Source organism: Rhizobium sp. 22-785-1 (assembly GCF_053521965.1).
Genome location: NZ_JBNWDI010000007.1, coordinates 11452 through 30276 on the forward strand (window position 1 = coordinate 11452; position 18825 = coordinate 30276).

An 18825-nucleotide genomic window follows, 5' to 3' on the forward strand; every position below is an offset into this window, starting at 1 on the left:
GGCTCGGGCGCTCTCGATGTCTTCTGGGGCACAGCCAAGGCAACCGGATTGGTCCTCCCGCAGAACCGCAATTCAGACAAGCCGGCTTAGCTGGCGATCATTGGTCGATTCGAGGAATGGGCCAGAACCAGTGTCTGGCTTGTCTGCTGGATGACACAGTGCGTGGTGCCTGAAGAGTGATCACGCCTGTGTTTAAAACCGGCGCTGTTCAGGACGTCATTATCGGCGCGACTCGACGCGAGATGGATGCCGATCAAGTTGTCGCTCAGCAATAATTACAAGCTGTTTGCCAACCGTACGAACTCTTCGACTGAAAGCGTCTCGGCGCGTCGTGTGGGGTCAATGCCAGCCTTTTCAAGCAGCGCTTCGCCACCAATGCTCTTTACACTCTGGCGCAGCATCTTTCGTCGCTGACCGAAGGCGGCTTCCGTAACCTTCTCAAGCTTCTCCACGTCGCAGGACATTGGCTTTGCCTTCGGCAACAGATGCACGACAGTCGAGGTGACTTTGGGCGGCGGGCTGAAGGCTTGCGGTGGCACGTCAAATGCCATTTCCGGCACTGTGCGCCATCCGGCGAGCACGCCCAGGCGACCGTAGTGATTATCGCCTTCCTCGGCAACGATCCTCTGCCCGACTTCCTTCTGGAACATCAGCGTCATGGACAGCCAGAATGGTGGCCATTCTTTCGGCAAAAGCCAGTTCACCAGAAGCTGCGTGCCGACATTATAGGGAAGGTTGGCGATGATACGGATCGGTTCGCCCTTGGGAACCAACATCTCGAAATCAGTCTTGAGAGCATCGCCCTTGATGACCTCAAGCCTTCCGGGATAATGATCTGCGATCTCCGCAAGCGCTGGCAGGCAACGGCTGTCGCGTTCGACTGCTATCACCTTTTTCGCTCCAAGAGAAAGGATGGCCCGCGTCAAGCCGCCAGGCCCTGGACCAACCTCGAAAACAGTCACGCCGTCGAGCGGGCCCGCGGTGCGCGCGATCTTCTGGGTAAGATTAAGGTCGAAGAGGAAGTTCTGGCCCAGCGATTTTTTCGCGTCGAGACCATGGCGCTGGATGACGTCGCGCAGAGGCGGAAGACCATCGATGGCTGCCATCACGAGGCCTGTCGCTCGGCGATCTGTGCCGCCATCGTCAGCGCTGCGATGAGACTGGACGGATTGGCGATACCCTGTCCAGCAATGCCGAAGGCTGTGCCGTGGTCGGGTGAAGTCCGGATGAAGGGCAGGCCAAGCGTGACATTGACCGAATCATCGAAGCCGAGCGCTTTTGCCGGTATCAGACCTTGATCGTGGTACATGCAGATGGCGACATCGTAACGCTTGCGCGCTGCATCATGGAACATCGTATCGGCGGGCAGCGGGCCGAATGCATCGATACCATCCTTGCGCAGTTGCATGGTCGCCGGATGGATGATGTCGCGATCTTCCAGGCCGATAGCGCCGTCCTCTCCCGCATGAGGATTAAGCCCGGCCACCGCCAGCCGCGGAGCATCCATACCGAACTTGCTCTTCAGATCGTTGGCAACGATGCGGCAGGTGTCGATGATCAAGTCTTGGGTCAAAGCCGACGCGACGTCCTTCAGTGGAATATGAATGGTCACAGGCACGACCCGCAGCTTTGGGCCAGCAATCATCATGACCGGCCTTGCTGCCTGGCCTGTATGCTTCAATGCCAGATCGGCAAGAAATTCCGTGTGGCCTGGAAACCCGAACCCGGCCTCGTAAAGTACGGATTTGGCGATGGGATTTGTAACGACGGCCGCAGTCTTGTTCTCCATCGTGAGCGAAACTGCGATCTCGATGGCTTTTACGGTCGAATGGGCAGCCCCTACATGCGGCTGTCCAGCCTGAACGTCAAAGCCGACGGGAACGGCAAGAACGGGAAGGGCGGACGAAAAGGCAGAGAACGCCTCTTCTGCTTCGCACGTCACCACGCTGACGGGCATGCCGAGTATATTCGCTCTGCTCGTCAGGACTTCTGGATCGCCGATGAACAGGAACGGTGGAACGTCAAGTTCCGCGCGCTTCGCCCAGGCTGCGAGTGCGATATCGGGACCGATTCCAGCGGGGTCGCCTTGGGTAAGAGCAAGAGGCAGCTTGAGCGAAGACAATGCGTTGGAGCTTTCACCTGTTATGCCGTAACCGGCAGGGAGATCCTGCCGACGGTAGCATCTATGTCAATAGAGGGGCGCAGCAGTAAGGAGCGCCGCACTTCACTCACGTTCTGGTAATCTGCGCCTTGCTGCGAAGCTCGTCCAGATACTTCTTTTCATTCGGGTTTTCACCCTTCTCGGCCTTGGTCAGGTCCTCGGCCCGGAAAACGATTTCCGCTGCATAATCGTCGGACACTTGTTGCTTCTTGCAGACCGCGAGATATTCCACGCCCTTGTCGGTCACGAGGGTGCCGGTGGTGCCGCCCACAGGCGCCTTGATGACCATGTCTTTCCATTCTGCCGGCAGTTCCGGTTCAAGAATACGACCGAGATCCTTGATCGACACATCCAGCATCGTCGCTGCGAAAGTCTTTGCCTGTTCGCAGCCGGGGTAACGCTTGCGAGAGGCTTCCGCTTCGCTCTTGCGCTTGCCAACGATGGACTTCTTCGACTGCGGCACCACGAAGATAACCTGTTGAAGGAAATACTCCGTCGTGACGGGCTTTTGCCCGCGTTCCTTGAGCCTCGTGACGAAATCTTGAGTCGACATGCGGTTCTTGCCGCCATAGCGCGCGTTTACAAGGCGCGGCCAGCTCATCTGGATGGCGATAAACGACTTGAAGTGGTCAGCGCCAACGCCTGCCTGGGCCAATACTTTGGTCAATTGGTCTTTCGTCATCTTGTTCGTGGCAGCAAAGCGCGCGAAAGCTGCATCCACATCCGCAGTGCTGACAGACGCCTTGACGCGGGCGATCTCGTCGCGCTTCAGCGCCTCATCGATCAACTGCTCACGCGCCTTGTCGTTGAGATTACCGGATTGGCGCTGTAGTTTCAGGAAAGCGACGCGGCGCGCTATGTCGTCGGAGGTGATTGGCGTCTTGTTGACGACGATCTTAACCGCGCTATCGGCAAAAGCACGATTTGCCTGTGGTGCGACAATCATGGGAACTGCGAAGATCGCAAAGGCAAACGCGACGCTACGCATCGCCTTCTTTCCGAAGTTCATCCTGTTCTCTCCCTCTCGGCATGACGTGGGACGAGTGCCCAGACAGTGCTCTTGAAACTCCCGCTGCATGAAGGTTACAGCCGTACCTTGCGGCGTTGTCTGTCCTTACGCTGCGAACCTAAATATGAACGTGCCCGTGTATATCACTGGAATGATTGCTACGGCAATCGTTCGCCGATACGAGATCGTCGATATCTGCGGCAAAAGCGTGACGAAAGCCTTGGCTGAGAGGGCGTGACCCGTTTTAACGAGAAATCGTCAATCCCGTGGTCCAGCAGGCGCTCTCACACGCATAATCTTTGCTTATCTCTGCTCGCGACTGACGTTTCGGCCATCAAACGAAAACGGCGGGAAAATCCCGCCGCATCCCGATCATTTTCAGCAGTCGATCAGTAAGTGTTCGGTTGCCAGCCAATGTCTGCCTTGCTCCAATCCTCTGCGGCGGAGCCGACGCTGATATCGCCGAGCGTACGGAAGGCGATGCGGGCATTGATCGACCAGTCGTTGGCCGCTTCACGCACCGTGCTCAGATTGCCTTCATCGGAATAGCTGACGGTAAAGATGGTGCATTCGTCCTGATACAGAACACCGATACGACGTTCGCTGGAGAACTTATTATTCAGATCGTAGTTGATCGCCCCGAACAGCGCCCAGTTGTCATTGAGACGAAGCTTGCCGGAGGTCTGGATGATGTCACGATCACGATCATAGCCGTAATTCGGCTGTGCCTTGACCTGCGTGTAGCTGACCTTCCCGGTGAAACGGTTGTCCGCGTAGTGAACACTATTCTCCATGCGGTTGATCTCGAAATTATCCTTGTCGAGACGCAAGCTGTTGGAGAAGGACAGGCCAATCGGTGCATCGATTGCTGCCATGGTCACGTAGTCGGATCGATCAGACTCAAGTCCGGAGTCGGCGCCGACATTGACCAGATCCGTGGATGCGAAAGAATTTTCGCCCGCTAGGTGGTAGGACTGACCCACAATCGCACGAATGCCATAGCCGTTATTGAAGGTACCGTTGTAGCGGAAACCAAGATTGGCGCGTGTGCCGCCTTCGATCCGGTCAAAGCCGGTGAACTTGTCGCGTTCAAAGAGATTGGTCGCGTCAAAAACGAAGGCCTGAGAATCCTCGTTTGGAAGCTGGCCTGCATATTGCTCGTCCGGACGCACGAACAATTGTGCAATCGGCTCGATGACATGGTTGCTGTTCTGAGCAGTGAACAGGATCGGGTAGCGCGCCTCTAGGCCGAATGTGGCCATGCCGCGGAACGCCGCATCGTCGTTGATCATGCTGTTATAAGCAAAACCCTGTGTGCTCATGTCGGTGGAGAAGATGTCTCCCCGAAGCGCTGCAAGCGGTGTCAACTGGACGCCGCTGTCAAATGTATAGGTTCTCTTCCACTCCGCTTCGGTAGATAGTCGCGTATAGGTTCCCTCGAGGCCTGGGAATCGGTTGGATGTTCCAAGCGCATAGGCATCCTGATCACGCCTTGTCAGGCTCGTCAGATTGGTCGTCAGCGAAAGCTCGCCGCCGTAAACCGGGTCCGGTACGAAGTAGCGATAGTCGATGGCCGGGTGAACCATTGCCTGTCGGCGTTCCTCGGCTTCGAAGTCGTCCTTGTCCTGAACGTTGAAGTAGTAGGCATTGGCATCGAAGCTGTTACGGTCACCGAGACCGGAGAGGTAAAGCTTGTTGGTCTGCGTTTCGCTCTTGTAGCCTTTGAGGTCGTAGGTGCGTGCGAAGTTATTGTCCGATTGCACCATGACATCCCAGCCGAAGGACCAGCGAGGATTGATCTTGAAGTCACCCTTGCTGGCTACCATGCCACGACGGTCGTTCAGCGAGTCACTGGTGCCTGCATCGAAGCGGGAAGGGTCCTTTTGATCGATGCCGGCAAATGTGAGCGTGTGCGTTCCCATTTCGAAACGCTGACGCAACTCGCCGTGCAGCAGAAGGCCCTGGGCCGTGTAGTAGGTGGGCGTGACGGTCAGATCGGCGCTATCGCCGAGGATCTGATAGTAGGGAACGCCAATCCCGAAGCCGAGCTTGTCCGTTATGCTCATTTGCGGGAACAAAAAGCCCGACTTGCGCTTTACCCGGTTATCGGGAACCGTGATGAAAGGAAGATAGGCGATCGGCTTGCCAAACAGCTCAAAACGCGCCTTTTCAAGTCGCACGGTCTGGCTCTTGCCGTCCTGGATCACGCGCTCGGCTCTGACCTGCCACAATGGCGGCTTATCCGGTCGTTCGGAGCAGGGAAGACATGCCGTGTAGACGCCGTTGTTGAGGATCATGACATCCTCATTGACGCGCTCGGCGCTTTCGCCTGCTATGCGGGTATTGTCAGTCGTTTCCACCCGCAAGGCATTGACGAAGCCCTGAGAGAAGTTGTCGGTGACATCCAGCTCGTCGGCATAGATACGGTTTCCACCGGGCTCGATCAACTCGATATCGCCGCGAGCAACCACCCGGCCAGTGCCCTGGTTGTATTCGACCCTCTGGGCCACCATGCGGTAGCCCGAATATTTCATGCGCACGCCACCCGTTGCGATCACTTGTTCAGCGTCGCGATTATAGGTGAGTTCATTTGCTGTAAGCAGGAGTTTTGATTGGTCTTGAGCGTCGCCGACCATTACGCCGTCATCAGCAAAAGCGCTGGATGCGGTCGCAACGTATGCGCACACAGAAGCCCCTGTCAGAAGGGCTGCCGCAAGCCGTCTGATATTCCCGCGGTCAAATACCGCCACTAGCCGTCCTCCTGATGAAGCAGAATGGTTGCCCCTAATGCCAACGCTACGATGACTGGAATCCAGACCGCAACGAAGGGCGGAACAACGCCGCTACTCCCGAATGCCCTTACAAGCACGGTTACCACATAAAGCACGAAGCCGGAAAGGATTCCACCGAGAATCACGGAACGAGACTGTGCAAAACGGCTGAACTTTAGAGAAACAGTCGCTGCAATCAAGGTCATCGCTACGAGCAGAAACGGCATCGAGAGCATGAAATGATACTGGGTCTCAAGCGCCTTCGATGACAGGCCAAATGATTTTGCCACTTCGATCTTTCTGGAAAGATCAAAGAAAGCAACGGTTTCCGGCTGCGTCAAACGCTCCTGAACGAATTCCTGTCTCAAATTGGTACTGATTCTCGCTGTTGCCTGATGCGTGGGCACGTGGCCCGGTCGAATCTCTGAAACGTCGTTAAGAAGCCAGTAACCATCTTCCAATTTCGCAGAGCTTGCGTCCTGCCGGAAAAGGATATTGCCGCTCTTATCGAGGTGAATGAGCACCACATCTTTCAACAGCGTGCCGTTGTCCTCGAAGCTCTTGGCGCCGATGATCGTATCCTGGCCGCCGCTGCTTTGACGCAACCAGGGAATGACCTGTTGCTGGCGGGGCCCGCTGCCATCGTTGCGCCATCCTGCTTCAACCGAAAGCGATTTGCTTTCTCCCCACGCCGCTAGAGGATTGAGCGCTGTGATGGACAGAATGCCGAGCAGGATCGCTCCGGTAATAAAGGGGAGCATGAACTGCCAGACGGAGATACCGGCTGCGCGAGTCACGACCAGCTCGTAACGGCGATTGAGCGAAATCAGCGTCGTCATGCCGACGAAAAGTGCGACAAATGGGACGGTCTGCTGCAGAATAAGAGGCAGCCTGAGCGCTGTCAGGCCGAGCGCGGCAGGCACGGAATAGCCGGGAAGAGCCGACATGCGGCGTGCCGTTTCGCTGAAATCGGCCAGAAAAATGATCGAGGAGACGCCGAGCAAAAACCAGAAGGTCGTCACGGCATAGCGGCGAAGAAAGTAACGGGCAAGCGTTCCGAAGATCATGCGCCTTGTCCTCCATTGCCGCTAGCCTTTGGAGGGCTGATACGGCGTTGAAGCATTCTGCTCGCGTGCTGGATGAAGGCTGGCATATGAAGTTTCCGGCCTGTCGCGAGCAGATAGGCGGCAATAAGCCCGCTCACCACCGGTACGGCATAGACAAGCGGTATGAAAACGGCGCTCTGCTTGACCTGATTGGTAAAATAGAAGCCAAGCCAGCGCAGCATGAAGGCGGTCACCAACGCGACCACCATCGGGTGCAGTCGCGCCTCGCGATGGGAGCGCGCATCACCCGCGACGACCAGCGAGATCAGTGCAAAGACAAAGGGAAACATCCAGTCGACGAGACGCCGGTGCAATTCCGATCGGAACGTGCCGGGGTTCTTTTTGTAGCTGTCCAGATCCTGATCGGGCGAGAGCAGGAAGGAGAGGCTGGCATCACTGGCAGAAAGCGACGGCTCCTTGTCGGATTTCTCGGACATGGTTGATAGATCGAAGGCATAGGACAGGAATTTGACGACGGAAACCTTCCCGTCTGGTGTCTTCTGCTGGACCTCTCCGTCGCGCATGGTCAGCGATGTACCGCCTTCGTCAATCATGCCTTCCTTTGCATAATAGATGAGGTCGTAATTCGGATCGCGTCGGTCAGCCACGAAAAGACCGCGCAAGATGCGGCCCTGACGCTGGCCGATCTGCACGTAGAGTCCATCCTGGATCGTGCGGAAAGTCTTTTCTTCGATGACGGAAGACAACAGATCTGCATAGGCCTCCGCCACCATTTGCCGCGCCGCGGCGCGAGCAGGCGGTTCGGCGAAATTGGTGATGCCGAAGGAGACGAGACTCAACACCGCACCGAGAATGAGGACGGGCTTGTATATGATGGTGCGACGAGCGCCGGATGCATCGATGATCGCCAGTTCGGAATCGGTATTCATTGCCGTCAGCGTCTGCGTCACGCCGATGACCAGCGCGAATGGCAAGACGACCGGTATGAGCGTCGGCAACAGCATCGTCGCAAGCGTCATGAATGAGCCCATGGACTGGCCGCTATCGGTGACGAGGTTGATTCTTTGCAGAACCTGGATCGTCCAGATGATAGCCAGCACAGGCATGAGCGCGACGAGAACCATCTGCGTCGTGCGTCGCAATATGTAGCGTTCGAGAAGCGCCATTTAGTCCCTGGTCACATTTTTCATTCTTTTCCCCTCGCAGGGATTTGGCCCTATGTAATCGTATGGATCACGCTTGGCGACTCCGCACCCGCCACAAATTTCTTCTGCACCGTCATTTTTCCTGTCGCTGTGGCTTTTTGTGGAGAGGGGCGAGAAAAACTTTTTCGTCAGTTCCAGGCCACCGCTCTCCATCCACAAATTTGACACTGCAACGCGCCATGCCGGGGTTGCGTCACGGGCGGAAAGGCTCATGATCCGCGCACCCCTTAAAAAACAGCAAGATGAGCATCAAGATGTCCGCCAGTTTCGATATTTCCTTCGCCGCTTCTGCCTCATGTGAGAATGCCACCGCCATTCTTCTTCGCGCGTCCGGAGAAGACGGGGCGGCAGGCCAAGCGCATGTCGATCCTGCTGGCGTGCTGGAAAAGGCCGCGAAGGTATCGGGCTTTGCGGCAAAGTCTATGAGCGTTCTCGACGTGCTCGCACCACAGGGATCCGAAGCCGATCGCATCGTCGTCATCGGTCTTGGCAAGGCAACGAAGCTGACAGCCCATGATTGGCTGAGAGCCGGTGGTAGCGCTGCTGCAAATTTCAAGAAGGCGGAAAAGGTTGTCGTCTATCTCGATGTTCCGGGCCTCGATGTAAAAGGCAAGACCGCTGCCGATTTCGCGCTTGGACTTCTGCTGCGTGCCTATAGCTTTGATACTTACAAGACCAAGAAGTCCTCCGACGAGGAAAAGAAGCCGAAGCGGGTCGATGTGACGATCGTGACGGTTGCCCATGAAGAGGCGAAGAAGGCGTTCGACGCCGCTCAGGCTGTTGCCGACGGCGTGATTCTGGCGCGCGATCTCGTCAATCTGCCGCCGAATGTGCTAGGGCCCGTCGAGTTTGCCGAGAAAGCTGAAAGCTTGAGGAAACTCGGCGTTGAGGTCGAAATCCTTGGCGAAAAAGAAATGAAGAAGCTTGGCATGGGCGCTCTTCTCGGGGTCGCGCAGGGCTCGGTTCGCCCGCCGCGGCTTGCCATCATGCAGTGGAATGGCGGCTCCAAGAAAGATGAGCCGATTGCCTTCATCGGCAAGGGCGTTGTCTTCGACACCGGCGGGATCTCGCTGAAGCCCGGCGCCGGTATGGAAGACATGAAGGGCGATATGGGTGGCGCGGCTGCGGTGACGGGCCTTATGCATACGCTGGCTGCGCGCAAAGCCAAGGCCAATGTCATCGGCGTCATCGGGCTGGTGGAAAATATGCCGGATGGCAACGCGCAGCGCCCCGGCGACATCGTCACTTCCATGTCCGGCCAAACAATCGAGATCATCAATACCGACGCCGAGGGCCGTCTCGTTCTGGCGGATGCGCTCTGGTATACAAACGACCGTTTCAAGCCGAAATTCATGATCAATCTTGCCACACTGACCGGTGCGATCACGGTGGCGCTGGGCAATCTTCAGGCGGGCCTGTTCTGCAATGACGATGAACTGGCCGGTCAACTGATTAGCGCCGGTGAAACCACGCAGGAGAGACTGTGGCGCATGCCGCTCGGCAAGGATTACGACAAGATTATCGATTCGAAATTTGCTGACATGAAGAACAGCGCCGGTCGCCTGGCCGGTTCGGTCACAGCCGCGCAATTCCTCAAACGCTTCGTCGGTGATACCCCGTGGGCACATCTGGATATTGCCGGAACAGCTATGGGTTCGCCTTTGACCGAGATCAACCAGTCCTGGGGCTCCGGCTATGGCGTGCGCCTTCTGGACGAGTTGGTCCGCGCACACTACGAGGATTGAGATAGAAGCATGAAGGTGGCGATCCCCCGATGACGGAAGTTCTGTTTTATCATCTAACGGAATCCAAGCTGGAGGATGCTTTGCCGCCGCTTCTGGAGAAATCGCTGGAACGCGGCTGGAAGGTCGCGGTCCAGACGGGAAGCGATGAGAAGTGCGATGCGCTCGACGTGCTTCTGTGGACATTTCGCGACGACAGCTTTCTGCCGCACGCCACCGATGCCGCCGCAAATTCGTCCGATCAGCCGGTGCTGCTCACCTCAAGCGACGGCAACGTCAATCAGGCAACGGTCCGGTTTCTTGTCGATGGCGCAGAGCCGCCAGCGCTTGAGCCTTACGAGCGAATCGTCTTCATGTTCGATGGCTATGACGCCGGACAGTTGGAGGCGGCGAGGGCACAGTGGAAGAAGCTGAAAGGTGAGGGGCACGCTCTTACTTACTGGCAGCAATCACCGGAAGGCCGCTGGCAGAAAAAGGCGTAGACGCCTGAACCCGTTCAACGACGGAAGCGAAACCCGGCAAAACCGGTCGTGGTTGTCGGAATGACCCACACGCCGCCGGATAATGGCGCCTTTTGCAGCCGTTCGTAAGACATGTTGTGACGGTGCGAAGTCAGGAAAAACGTGCTGAAATCGGGCCCACCGAAGCAGCCCATGGTCGGGTGCGGGACGGGCGCCGCAGTCGCGCCGAGATGCGTGCCGTCGGGCGAAAACGCATTGATAAGCCCAGCGGACACGCCCGAACTCCAATAAATGCCAGAACTATCGACGCAGCCACCATCGGGCCTGCCCGTTTCCTCGGTCATCTGCGCAACCAGTATACCCTCGTCGAAGGTGCCGCCGCTCTTGTCGAAGACGCGGCGCCGGATCCACCGCTGAATGGAATCGCTCTGCCACATCACCGAACCATCTTCAGAGAAGGCAAGGCCGTTGGGGCAGGTCAGGCCGGTTTGCATGCGCTCTGCTCCACTTGCCGTCACCCGCCAAAGTTCGCCGCGTGGCTCCATCTGCGCAAGCGGCACATTGTGCATGGTGCCGACCCAAAAGGCACCATCGGGGCCGATGCGTCCGTCGTTCAGTCGGAAAGGAGCGTCTTCCGGCGAAGGAATGCTGCACAGCGGACTGATGGCACCGCTATCTGGATCGAGGACAACAATGTCCATGCCGCAAGCGATGATGAGGTCGCCATCGTCGCAAAGTCCGAGGCTAGACACCGTGCTTGGGAAAGACCATTCGCGATACTGGCCATGTGTGAGCGCAGCCGATCGCACTGTCTTGCCGAGAATGTCGCACCAGAACAGGACCTGGCGCTTCTCATCCCAGACAGGGGATTCCGCCAGTGTGCTGATCGTGTCGCAGAGCAGTCTTGCCTGTGACATGGCAAGTGTCTCGGCAGGAAGCTGTCCGTAGGGTGCAGTCGTCATGATCATTTATCCAGTGTCGGTGGCGGCGCAGGGTTACTCGAAATAGTCCTGATGGTTGGCAAAGACCTGCGCCAGAATGCCGAGCACGCGTCGCAGATGCTTGCGCAATTCCTCTGCCGCAAGCGCTTCATTGCCGTCCTGGACCGCTCCGTAGACAGCCTCGTGCTCGCTCAGCAGCCCGGCCATATGCGCCTCGTCGGTAATGGCGAGAGCACGCAGGCGATCAAGGCCTGCCTTTTCGCGGATCAGCAGCGTTTCAAGCCTCTCCATGCCTGTGGCTGCCGCAAGTGCGCTATGAAACTGATCGTCATGCATACGAAACGCCTTGCGATCGCCGCGTTGCATCGCTTTGCGTTGACCGTTCAGCGCATGCTCGATCTCTTGCTCCGCCTCGGCTGACAGGCCGATGTGGCACAGTTTCTCGACGGCCGCGACCTCAAGCGCCTCGCGGATGAACTGCGAGCTGCGGATATTCTTCTCCGAAAGTTTGGAGACATAGGTACCACGGCTGGGAAGCGTGACGATCAAACCGTCGTCTCTAAGGCGGCTCAATGCCTCGCGCACCGGCGTGCGGCTTGAATTGAAGGACTGGCCAATCTCATTTTCGGATACCGCCTGACCTGGGAAAAGCTCGCGCGACAGGATGGCGGACTTCAGTGCGGAGTAGATCTGATCCACCACGGGGCGGTTCAGATCCAGCCTCTCCATGGTCGGTACAGAGCCGCTTGTCATCGGAATTTTGGGCATTTTCACTCCAGCGATTTTTAACCGGTATACCGGAACACAAGTGAGTTGACAACCGGCATACCGGTATGCAAATTACGCCGCAATGGGAAGGGAGGCTCCCTAAAATGCAGAATATCAAGACCTGCGTCATAATCGGCGCCGGAATGGTGGCGAAGACGCATGTGCTCGCCTGTGCAGGAAGTTCTGACAAAATCAGGCTGAAGGGTATTGTCGATAGCGGTTCCGGTCGCGCTAAAACGCTGGCTGAAGAGGCCACTGAGAGCGCGGGCTATGACGTTAAAGTCTACTCTTCGGTAGGCGAGGCGGCTGCTGACCAGGACGTTGATTTTGCCATCATCGCGACGCCACCGAATGCGCGCCTGGATATTGTTGAAGCCTTCGCACGCGCCGGCAAGCACATCCTCATGGAAAAGCCAGTTGCCCGTAACACGGACGAGGCTGAGCATCTGGTGCGGCTTTGCCGTGATGCCGGCATCACGCTCGGTATCATCTTCCAGCACCGCATGCGGGCTGCGTCGCAGAAGGCGCGCGAGCTCGTTGAAGGCGGTACGCTTGGGGAGCTCGGTCTCTGCGAGATTTCCGTGCCATGGTGGCGCGCCCAATCCTATTACGATGAGCCCGGTCGCGGCACTCTGGCGCGTGACGGCGGCGGTGTTCTGATTTCTCAGGCCATTCATACCATCGATCTTGCGCTGAGCCTGACGGGTCCCGTATCCCGCGTTCAGGCCATGGCGGCGACGACCCGTTTCCACCGGATGGAAACGGAAGATTACGTTTCTGCGGGCCTTCGCTTTGTAAGCGGCGCGGTTGGTTCGCTGGTTGCGAGCACCGCGAGCTTTCCAGGTTCGGCGGAATCGATCCTCCTGCATTTCGATAACGCCAGCCTCCGGCTCGCTTCCGGTCTGCTGCATCTCGACTGGCGCGATGGACGACAGGAAATATTTGGCGGCGCAGCCGCTGGCACCGGCGGCGGCGCCGATCCGATGGCCTTCACCCATGAATGGCATCAGGGCGTGTTCGAGGATTTCGCAGACGCCCTCGATGAAGCGCGCCCGCCGGTCGTGACGGGTGAAGCGGCTCTTTTATCTCACAGACTGATCGACGCGATCATCAACTCGGCCGAAACCGGCAAGGAAGTGGAACTGCAACGATGACTAAAGCAATCAAATTCGTGGCTCTCGGCATAGAGCACCGCCACATTTTTGGCATGGCACAGAACCTGATGGATGCCGGCGCGGAGTTTGTCGGCTGGTGGACGGAAGGCGAGCCTGACGTGGTCGAAGGCTTCGTCAAGCGTTTCCCCGACGTACCGCGTGCGGCCACCAAGGAAGCGCTTCTGGCGGACGACAGCGTCGATCTCGTCGTGATCGCCGATATCCCCTCCAAGCGCGCAGACCTTGCCGTCGCTTCGATGGAAGCTGGCAAGGATGTCATGACCGACAAGCCGGGCTGCACTACATTCGAGCAACTCGAGCGCATCCGTCAGACAGTGAAGAAGACCAATCGCATCTGGACCGTCGATTTCTCCGAGCGCTTCGAAGTGCCAAGTGTCACCAAGGCTGCCGAATTGGTCGCCGCTGGCGCCATCGGTCGCGTCATCCAGACCATCGGCATGGGCCCGCACCGTCTGAACCGTCAGATTCGTCCGACGTGGTTCTTCGAGCGCGAAGCCTATGGCGGCATCATCACCGATATTGCCAGCCACCAGATCGACCAGTTCATGTTCTTCACCGGCTCCACTGAAGTGGAAGTCGTGTCTGCCACGGTCGCAAACTACGCCAACCCGGGCGATCCGGGCCTGCAGGACTTCGGCGAAGTGCTGCTGCGCGGTGACAAGGGCCACGGCTACATCCGCGTCGACTGGTATACGCCGGATGCGCTGCCCACCTGGGGTGACGGTCGCCTGACGATCTTGGGAACCGACGGCTATATCGAGCTGCGCAAATATGTCGATATCGGTAACAGCGAAGGCACCGACCGTCTCATTCTCGTCAACGGCGATCGCTGCGAATATATCGATGCCTCCGACGCCGGCCTCCCATATTTCGGACGCGTATGCGACGACATTCGCAACCGCACCGAAACGGCAATGACGCATGAACACGTCTTTAAGGTTTGCGAACTGTCGCTCCAGGCTCAAGCCAAGGCCGAAGGAGCAAAGGCATGATTGGCGTCGCCATTGTTGGCGCCGGTATCGGTGCCGAGCATATGAAGGGGTATCTCGCTCTACCCGAGCGCTTTACCGTCAAGGCGATCTGCGATCTCGATGTGGAGCGCGCGCGCGGTGTTGCTAATGGCACGTCTATCCACGTTACGGCGGATCTGGACGAGGTTCTGGCGGATGAGAGTATTCAGCTGATCGACGTCTGCCTGCCGCCGCACTTGCACTTTCCAATCACGCTGAAGGCTCACGCCGCCGGCAAGGATGTCGTCTGTGAAAAGCCGCTTGTCCGTTCGCTGGAAGAGGCGAATGCGCTTCTCGATTCCGTCAAGACGACAGGCCGCAGCATCTTCCCGGTCTTCCAGTATCGTTTCGGCCCGGCGATGCGTCAGCTTTGCGCGCTGATCGATGCCGGCCTTGCCGGCAAGGCCTATGTTGCAAGCTCGGAAGTCCACTGGAATCGCGGCAAGGGCTATTATGACATCCCTTGGCGCGGCACGTGGAAAGGCGAATGCGGCGGCGCGATCCTCGGTCACGCGATCCATGCGCATGACTTGATCTGCCACGTGCTGGGTCCGGTCGAGGAAGTTTTCACCATGGCCGATACGCGCGTCAACACGATCGAGACGGAAGACTGCGCAGCCTTGAGCTTCCGTATGAAGAACGGCGCGCTGGCCACCAGTTCGGTGACGCTTGGTGCGGCGGAAGATACATCGCGTCTGCGCTTCTGCTTTGAAGGCTTTACTGCCGAAAGCGGTTCGCTGCCCTACCGCCCGGCAGAAGACAAGTGGCGCTTCATAGCACGTGCACCAACGACCCAAGATCAGATCGATGCGGTTCTTGCCACAGTCGGCGAAGGCGAAAACGGTTTCACCGGTTTCGTCGAGGCCATCGCCGACGCCATGGAGGGGCGCGGCGGTAAGGAAGTCACCGTCAATGACGGTCTGCAATCCATCGAACTGGTGACAGCCATCTATCGCTCGGCGCGGGAGGGCAGGCCCGTGCGGCTGGCAGAGGCGGCGGAAGGTCAGTGGATCAAGGGTTGGGCTCCACGGCCGGTAGACGCCAACGCATCGGCCTGAAAACCGGAATCGATTTTTCAGAAACCACGATGCGTAGACTCAAAGCAGTAGAGCGTCATGCGGCCCAAAGGAAGCACGACGCTCTAAAGCATAATCATCTAACGGGAGGAAACCAGATGATCAGTCAATACAAGATCGCATTTGCAGCGTTAGCCCTGGGGACGGCGTCTTTTGCCGGTGGCGCTCAGGCCGCGCAGGAAGTCCGCTTCACCTGCGCCTATGATGGCAATGGCTGCGAAATCCTGAAGGACATTCTCGCGCGCTACGAAAAGCAGCATCCGGATGTGAAGATCGTCACCGACGTCGTGCCCTACAAGGCATTGTTGGAAGGTCTGCCGGTTCAGCTCGCCGGTGGTAGCGGCCCTGACTTCGCAACCGTCACCGACCTTGGCGGCCTCAACCGCTATTATCTCGATCTGACGCCCTACGTGGACGCGAAGAACTGGGAAGACAATTTCTCCAACGTGCTAAAATGGTATCGCAGCGGCCCTGACGACAAGGGTATCTACGGCATGCATACCCAGCTGACCATCACTGGCGCCTTCATCAACCGCACGCTCTTCGATCAGGCCAATGTTGCCGTGCCCGGCAAGGACGCGACGATGGATGATTGGGCAAAGGCTGCGACTGCCGTTGCCAAGGCCACCAGCACGCCTTACCCGATGGCGATCGACCGTTCCGGCCACCGTATCGCCGGTCCGGCCATTTCCTACGGCGCCAAGATTTTTGACGCGGAAGGCAAACCGATCTTGGTCGATGAAGGCTTTACGACATTCGTGAAGAAGTTCGTCGAGTGGAACAAGGACGGCACCATGGCGCGTGACGTCTGGGCAGGCCAAGGGGGCAATACCTATCGCGACGCCGGTCAGGAATTCATCAACGGCCAGCTCGCTTACTACTATTCCGGCAGCTGGCAGACAGCACGCTTCGACAGTCAGGTGGGCGACGCCTTCGACTGGGAAGTTGTTCCGCAGCCTTGCGGTGGTGCAGCCTGCACCGGCATGCCTGGTGGGACCGGCATCGTCGGCTTCAAGCAGACCAAGAACCCGAAGATTGTTGCCGATATTCTGAACTTCCTGGCTGAAGACGAAAATTACCTCGACTTCACTGTGCGTACCCGCAACGTTCCGGCCAAGAAGTCAGTCGCGGACAAGGGCGTGACCTATACCGGCGCTACCCCTTCGACGCAGAGGGCCATGAATGCCTGGCTCGATCAGATCCCCGGCATCAGCCCGATTGCCTATACCTATCAGGGCTACAAGAACAATCGCGCCATGTTCAACATCTCTGTCCAGCGCGTCACCCAGGCCATCGTCGGTGAGCTCACTGTCGATGAAGCCATGGCCCGCGCCAAGACGGACGTTGAGGAAATGTTGAAGCAGGCGAAGTGATCCAACGCCTTCCGGCGCGGCCGATACCGCGCCGCGCCGGATCGAAGGAGGAGCCCCATGTATAAATTGATTGCGCCAGTGATGGGCATTGTCGAACTTCCGTTCTCCTTCTTGCAGAAGGTTCTCGGACATCTACGGATTGCCTGGGTGTTTCTCACCCCCAACCTAATCCTCTTCGCCATCTTCGCGTTTCTGCCGATCCTGCTGAACGTCGCCTATTCGGTTACCGGCACCGAGCAGATCATGCTTGCCGATCGGCCTTTCGTCGGTGGCGGGAATTTCTCCGCGCTGATGTCCTGCGGCAATTATCTCGATCCCAATTCCTGTCAGCAGGATCTCTTCTGGCGCTCGGTGTGGAACACGCTGTTCTTCGTCGTGCTTCAGGTGGGCTTCATGGTCGGATTCTCGCTGATAACCGCCATTATTCTCAACCGCGATATCCGCGCTCGTGGTTTCTTCCGCGCCGTGTTCTTCTTCCCGGTTCTTTTGTCGCCCGTGGTCGTGGCGCTGATCTGGAAGTGGATTTTGCAGCGCTTCGGCGTGCTGAACGCCGCGATGGAATCCATGGGTCTGAGTTCGGTAGATTGGCTTCTGGAAGCAAACCTTGCCTTCGGCTGGTCCGTCTTCCTCTCGGTCTGGGCGCATATGGGCTTCTACACGCTGATCCTGCTTGCCGGATTGCAGGCGATCCCGCGTGACGTTTACGAGGCAGCCGAACTCGACAAGGCCAACCCTTGGCGCATCTTCCGCCGCATCACCATGCCGCTTCTGGCGCCGACGATGCTAGTGGTTCTGGTTCTATCGCTGATAAAGGGCGTCCAGACCTTCGACGAAATCTTCGCCTTCACTGGCGGCGGTCCAGGCTCTGCGACGACCTTCATCATTCAATACATCTATCAGACCGGTTTTGCCGGCACGCCCCGCAACTTCGGCCTTGCAGCTGCAGCTTCGCTGCTTCTCGCCGTCGTTCTCGTGGTGCTGACTGCGCTGCAATTCCGGGCAAACAGGAGCAAGGTCGATGGCTAGGATCGTTGCATTTCTGACCCGCACACGCGGTCGCAATGGCAAGCTGCATTGGACCGACTGGCTATCCTACGCCTATCTTGGTCTCGCTGTGATACTGATGTTCGGCCCAGTGGTTTGGCTTGTTCTCTCGTCCTTCAAGACGGAGGCTGATCTCCAGCGCTTTCCGCCACGTCTTCTGCCCTATACGCAGGAGACCCTTGTGGTGGACGGGCAGGCAGCACCGCTGCCCGCCTATACCGATAAGGATGGCAAGACCTACGGCATGATCCGCCGCATCGGGCTTGTCGCGCAGGTCATCGACCCGGCAAAACCGGCAGAAGTCGTGAAGATGCCGTTCAACGAGCTGAAGCCGGCAGAGCGTGTATCGCTGGCGACGGAAAACTACACGGAGCTTTTCCAGCGTTTCAACTTCCCACTCTACTTCTGGAACTCGGTCTTCATCACCGTGACATCGACCGTGATCATGCTGATCGTCAACTCTATGGCAGCGTTTGCCCTGTCGAAATACCAGTTCAAGGGCAGGGGTGCGGTATTGGCGATGGTCGTCGGTACCTTGATGATCCCGCAGACGGTCGTGCTCGTGCCGCTCTTTCTCATCACCAGCCAGCTTGGCATGATCAACAGTCTGTGGGGCGTTATCATTCCGGGGGCGGCGACACCGACAGGCGTGTTCCTTCTGCGCCAATATATGCTGACCATTCCGGATGAGATTCTCGATGCGGCACGCATGGACAAGGCGAGCGAGTGGAAAATCTATTGGCGCATCATCCTGCCGCTCTCTGCTCCGGCCCTTGCGGTTCTGGCAATCCTTGCGGTCATGTGGCGCTGGAACGACTTCCTATGGCCGCTCATCGTATTGACCCGCAACGACAACTTTACACTGCAACTGGCGCTCAATTCCTTCCAGGGAGAGATGACGACGGAATGGAGCAATCTGCTTGCCATGACCGTGCTGACGCTCGCTCCGATCGCGCTGGTCTTCATGTTCCTGCAAAAATACATCGCCACCGGCATTGCGTCGACAGGCGGCAAATAAGCTT

17 protein-coding genes are annotated in these 18825 nt (G+C 57.8%); 8 read left to right on the plus strand and 9 right to left on the minus strand.

Going from position 1 to position 18825, the window contains the following annotated elements:
- Window positions 1–275: 275 nt before the first annotated feature.
- From rsmA to ACQZ5M_RS14835, 7 genes are all read right to left on the minus strand, one after another.
- Window positions 276–1106 carry a 16S rRNA (adenine(1518)-N(6)/adenine(1519)-N(6))-dimethyltransferase RsmA gene (gene rsmA / locus ACQZ5M_RS14805; RefSeq protein WP_296078341.1) on the minus strand — a complete coding sequence of 277 codons (831 nt, stop codon included), beginning with the start codon at window positions 1104–1106 and terminating at the stop codon, window positions 276–278.
- The gene (gene pdxA / locus ACQZ5M_RS14810; protein ID WP_449080151.1) at window positions 1106–2122 is read right to left on the minus strand and encodes a 4-hydroxythreonine-4-phosphate dehydrogenase PdxA; all 1017 of its coding nucleotides are present in this window, start codon (window positions 2120–2122) and stop codon (window positions 1106–1108) included. The genes rsmA and pdxA overlap by 1 nt, the downstream gene beginning before the upstream one ends.
- A gap of 106 nt (window positions 2123–2228) precedes the next feature.
- The gene (locus tag ACQZ5M_RS14815; RefSeq protein ID WP_449080152.1) at window positions 2229–3170 is read right to left on the minus strand and encodes a SurA N-terminal domain-containing protein; all 942 of its coding nucleotides are present in this window, start codon (window positions 3168–3170) and stop codon (window positions 2229–2231) included.
- A 389-nt stretch (window positions 3171–3559) separates the two neighbouring features.
- Window positions 3560–5920 carry an LPS-assembly protein LptD gene (locus ACQZ5M_RS14820; protein WP_296081433.1) on the minus strand — a complete coding sequence of 787 codons (2361 nt, stop codon included), beginning with the start codon at window positions 5918–5920 and terminating at the stop codon, window positions 3560–3562.
- Entirely contained in the window at window positions 5920–7008 is a 1089-nt protein-coding gene (gene lptG, locus ACQZ5M_RS14825; RefSeq protein WP_296019367.1) for an LPS export ABC transporter permease LptG, read from the minus strand. The genes ACQZ5M_RS14820 and lptG overlap by 1 nt, the downstream gene beginning before the upstream one ends.
- Entirely contained in the window at window positions 7005–8174 is a 1170-nt protein-coding gene (gene lptF, locus ACQZ5M_RS14830; protein WP_449080153.1) for an LPS export ABC transporter permease LptF, read from the minus strand. Before lptF ends, lptG begins: the two co-directional genes overlap by 4 nt.
- Window positions 8175–8426, minus strand: coding sequence for a hypothetical protein (locus ACQZ5M_RS14835; protein WP_296081436.1), 252 nt, complete (start codon window positions 8424–8426; stop codon window positions 8175–8177).
- Between the two features lie 41 nt (window positions 8427–8467).
- Between ACQZ5M_RS14835 and ACQZ5M_RS14840 the strand changes: the two genes are divergently transcribed.
- Window positions 8468–9958: a leucyl aminopeptidase gene (locus ACQZ5M_RS14840; RefSeq protein ID WP_449080245.1), complete on the plus strand. Its 1491-nt coding sequence runs from the start codon at window positions 8468–8470 to the stop codon at window positions 9956–9958.
- Between the two features lie 29 nt (window positions 9959–9987).
- On the plus strand, window positions 9988–10437 hold the full coding sequence (locus tag ACQZ5M_RS14845) for a DNA polymerase III subunit chi (RefSeq protein WP_449080155.1): 450 nt from the start codon (window positions 9988–9990) through the stop codon (window positions 10435–10437).
- A gap of 14 nt (window positions 10438–10451) precedes the next feature.
- On the opposite strand, the gene ACQZ5M_RS14850 is transcribed toward ACQZ5M_RS14845, so the two are convergent.
- Complete coding sequence (locus tag ACQZ5M_RS14850) at window positions 10452–11378, minus strand: SMP-30/gluconolactonase/LRE family protein (RefSeq protein WP_449080156.1); 927 nt, start codon at window positions 11376–11378, stop codon at window positions 10452–10454.
- A 33-nt stretch (window positions 11379–11411) separates the two neighbouring features.
- On the minus strand, window positions 11412–12125 hold the full coding sequence (locus tag ACQZ5M_RS14855; RefSeq protein WP_296019358.1) for a GntR family transcriptional regulator: 714 nt from the start codon (window positions 12123–12125) through the stop codon (window positions 11412–11414).
- Window positions 12126–12229: 104 nt separating this feature from the next.
- On the opposite strand from ACQZ5M_RS14855, the gene ACQZ5M_RS14860 reads away from it, so the two are divergent.
- The 6 genes from ACQZ5M_RS14860 (at window position 12230) to ACQZ5M_RS14885 (ending at window position 18821) form a co-directional block, all read left to right on the plus strand.
- Entirely contained in the window at window positions 12230–13279 is a 1050-nt protein-coding gene (locus ACQZ5M_RS14860; RefSeq protein WP_449080157.1) for a Gfo/Idh/MocA family protein, read from the plus strand.
- Entirely contained in the window at window positions 13276–14292 is a 1017-nt protein-coding gene (locus ACQZ5M_RS14865; RefSeq protein WP_296040040.1) for a Gfo/Idh/MocA family protein, read from the plus strand. The genes ACQZ5M_RS14860 and ACQZ5M_RS14865 overlap by 4 nt, the downstream gene beginning before the upstream one ends.
- Window positions 14289–15368 carry a Gfo/Idh/MocA family protein gene (locus ACQZ5M_RS14870; protein ID WP_296040042.1) on the plus strand — a complete coding sequence of 360 codons (1080 nt, stop codon included), beginning with the start codon at window positions 14289–14291 and terminating at the stop codon, window positions 15366–15368. The genes ACQZ5M_RS14865 and ACQZ5M_RS14870 overlap by 4 nt, the downstream gene beginning before the upstream one ends.
- A gap of 116 nt (window positions 15369–15484) precedes the next feature.
- Window positions 15485–16759 carry an ABC transporter substrate-binding protein gene (locus ACQZ5M_RS14875; RefSeq protein WP_449080158.1) on the plus strand — a complete coding sequence of 425 codons (1275 nt, stop codon included), beginning with the start codon at window positions 15485–15487 and terminating at the stop codon, window positions 16757–16759.
- Between the two features lie 57 nt (window positions 16760–16816).
- Window positions 16817–17785: a carbohydrate ABC transporter permease gene (locus tag ACQZ5M_RS14880; RefSeq protein ID WP_449080159.1), complete on the plus strand. Its 969-nt coding sequence runs from the start codon at window positions 16817–16819 to the stop codon at window positions 17783–17785.
- Window positions 17778–18821 carry a carbohydrate ABC transporter permease gene (locus ACQZ5M_RS14885; protein ID WP_296104116.1) on the plus strand — a complete coding sequence of 348 codons (1044 nt, stop codon included), beginning with the start codon at window positions 17778–17780 and terminating at the stop codon, window positions 18819–18821. The genes ACQZ5M_RS14880 and ACQZ5M_RS14885 overlap by 8 nt, the downstream gene beginning before the upstream one ends.
- The last annotated feature ends 4 nt before the right edge of the window (window positions 18822–18825 follow it).

Coding starts and splice junctions, on each gene's coding strand:
- rsmA (WP_296078341.1), bottom strand. CDS start 1,106: ATGGCAGCCATCGATGGTCTTCCGCCTCTGCGCGACGTCATCCAGCGC.
- ACQZ5M_RS14815 (WP_449080152.1), bottom strand. CDS start 3,170: ATGAACTTCGGAAAGAAGGCGATGCGTAGCGTCGCGTTTGCCTTTGCG.
- lptG (WP_296019367.1), bottom strand. CDS start 7,008: ATGATCTTCGGAACGCTTGCCCGTTACTTTCTTCGCCGCTATGCCGTG.
- lptF (WP_449080153.1), bottom strand. CDS start 8,174: ATGGCGCTTCTCGAACGCTACATATTGCGACGCACGACGCAGATGGTT.
- ACQZ5M_RS14835 (WP_296081436.1), bottom strand. CDS start 8,426: ATGAGCCTTTCCGCCCGTGACGCAACCCCGGCATGGCGCGTTGCAGTG.
- ACQZ5M_RS14840 (WP_449080245.1), top strand. CDS start 8,468: ATGTCCGCCAGTTTCGATATTTCCTTCGCCGCTTCTGCCTCATGTGAG.
- ACQZ5M_RS14845 (WP_449080155.1), top strand. CDS start 9,988: ATGACGGAAGTTCTGTTTTATCATCTAACGGAATCCAAGCTGGAGGAT.
- ACQZ5M_RS14850 (WP_449080156.1), bottom strand. CDS start 11,378: ATGACGACTGCACCCTACGGACAGCTTCCTGCCGAGACACTTGCCATG.
- ACQZ5M_RS14855 (WP_296019358.1), bottom strand. CDS start 12,125: ATGCCCAAAATTCCGATGACAAGCGGCTCTGTACCGACCATGGAGAGG.
- ACQZ5M_RS14860 (WP_449080157.1), top strand. CDS start 12,230: ATGCAGAATATCAAGACCTGCGTCATAATCGGCGCCGGAATGGTGGCG.
- ACQZ5M_RS14865 (WP_296040040.1), top strand. CDS start 13,276: ATGACTAAAGCAATCAAATTCGTGGCTCTCGGCATAGAGCACCGCCAC.
- ACQZ5M_RS14870 (WP_296040042.1), top strand. CDS start 14,289: ATGATTGGCGTCGCCATTGTTGGCGCCGGTATCGGTGCCGAGCATATG.
- ACQZ5M_RS14875 (WP_449080158.1), top strand. CDS start 15,485: ATGATCAGTCAATACAAGATCGCATTTGCAGCGTTAGCCCTGGGGACG.
- ACQZ5M_RS14880 (WP_449080159.1), top strand. CDS start 16,817: ATGTATAAATTGATTGCGCCAGTGATGGGCATTGTCGAACTTCCGTTC.
- ACQZ5M_RS14885 (WP_296104116.1), top strand. CDS start 17,778: ATGGCTAGGATCGTTGCATTTCTGACCCGCACACGCGGTCGCAATGGC.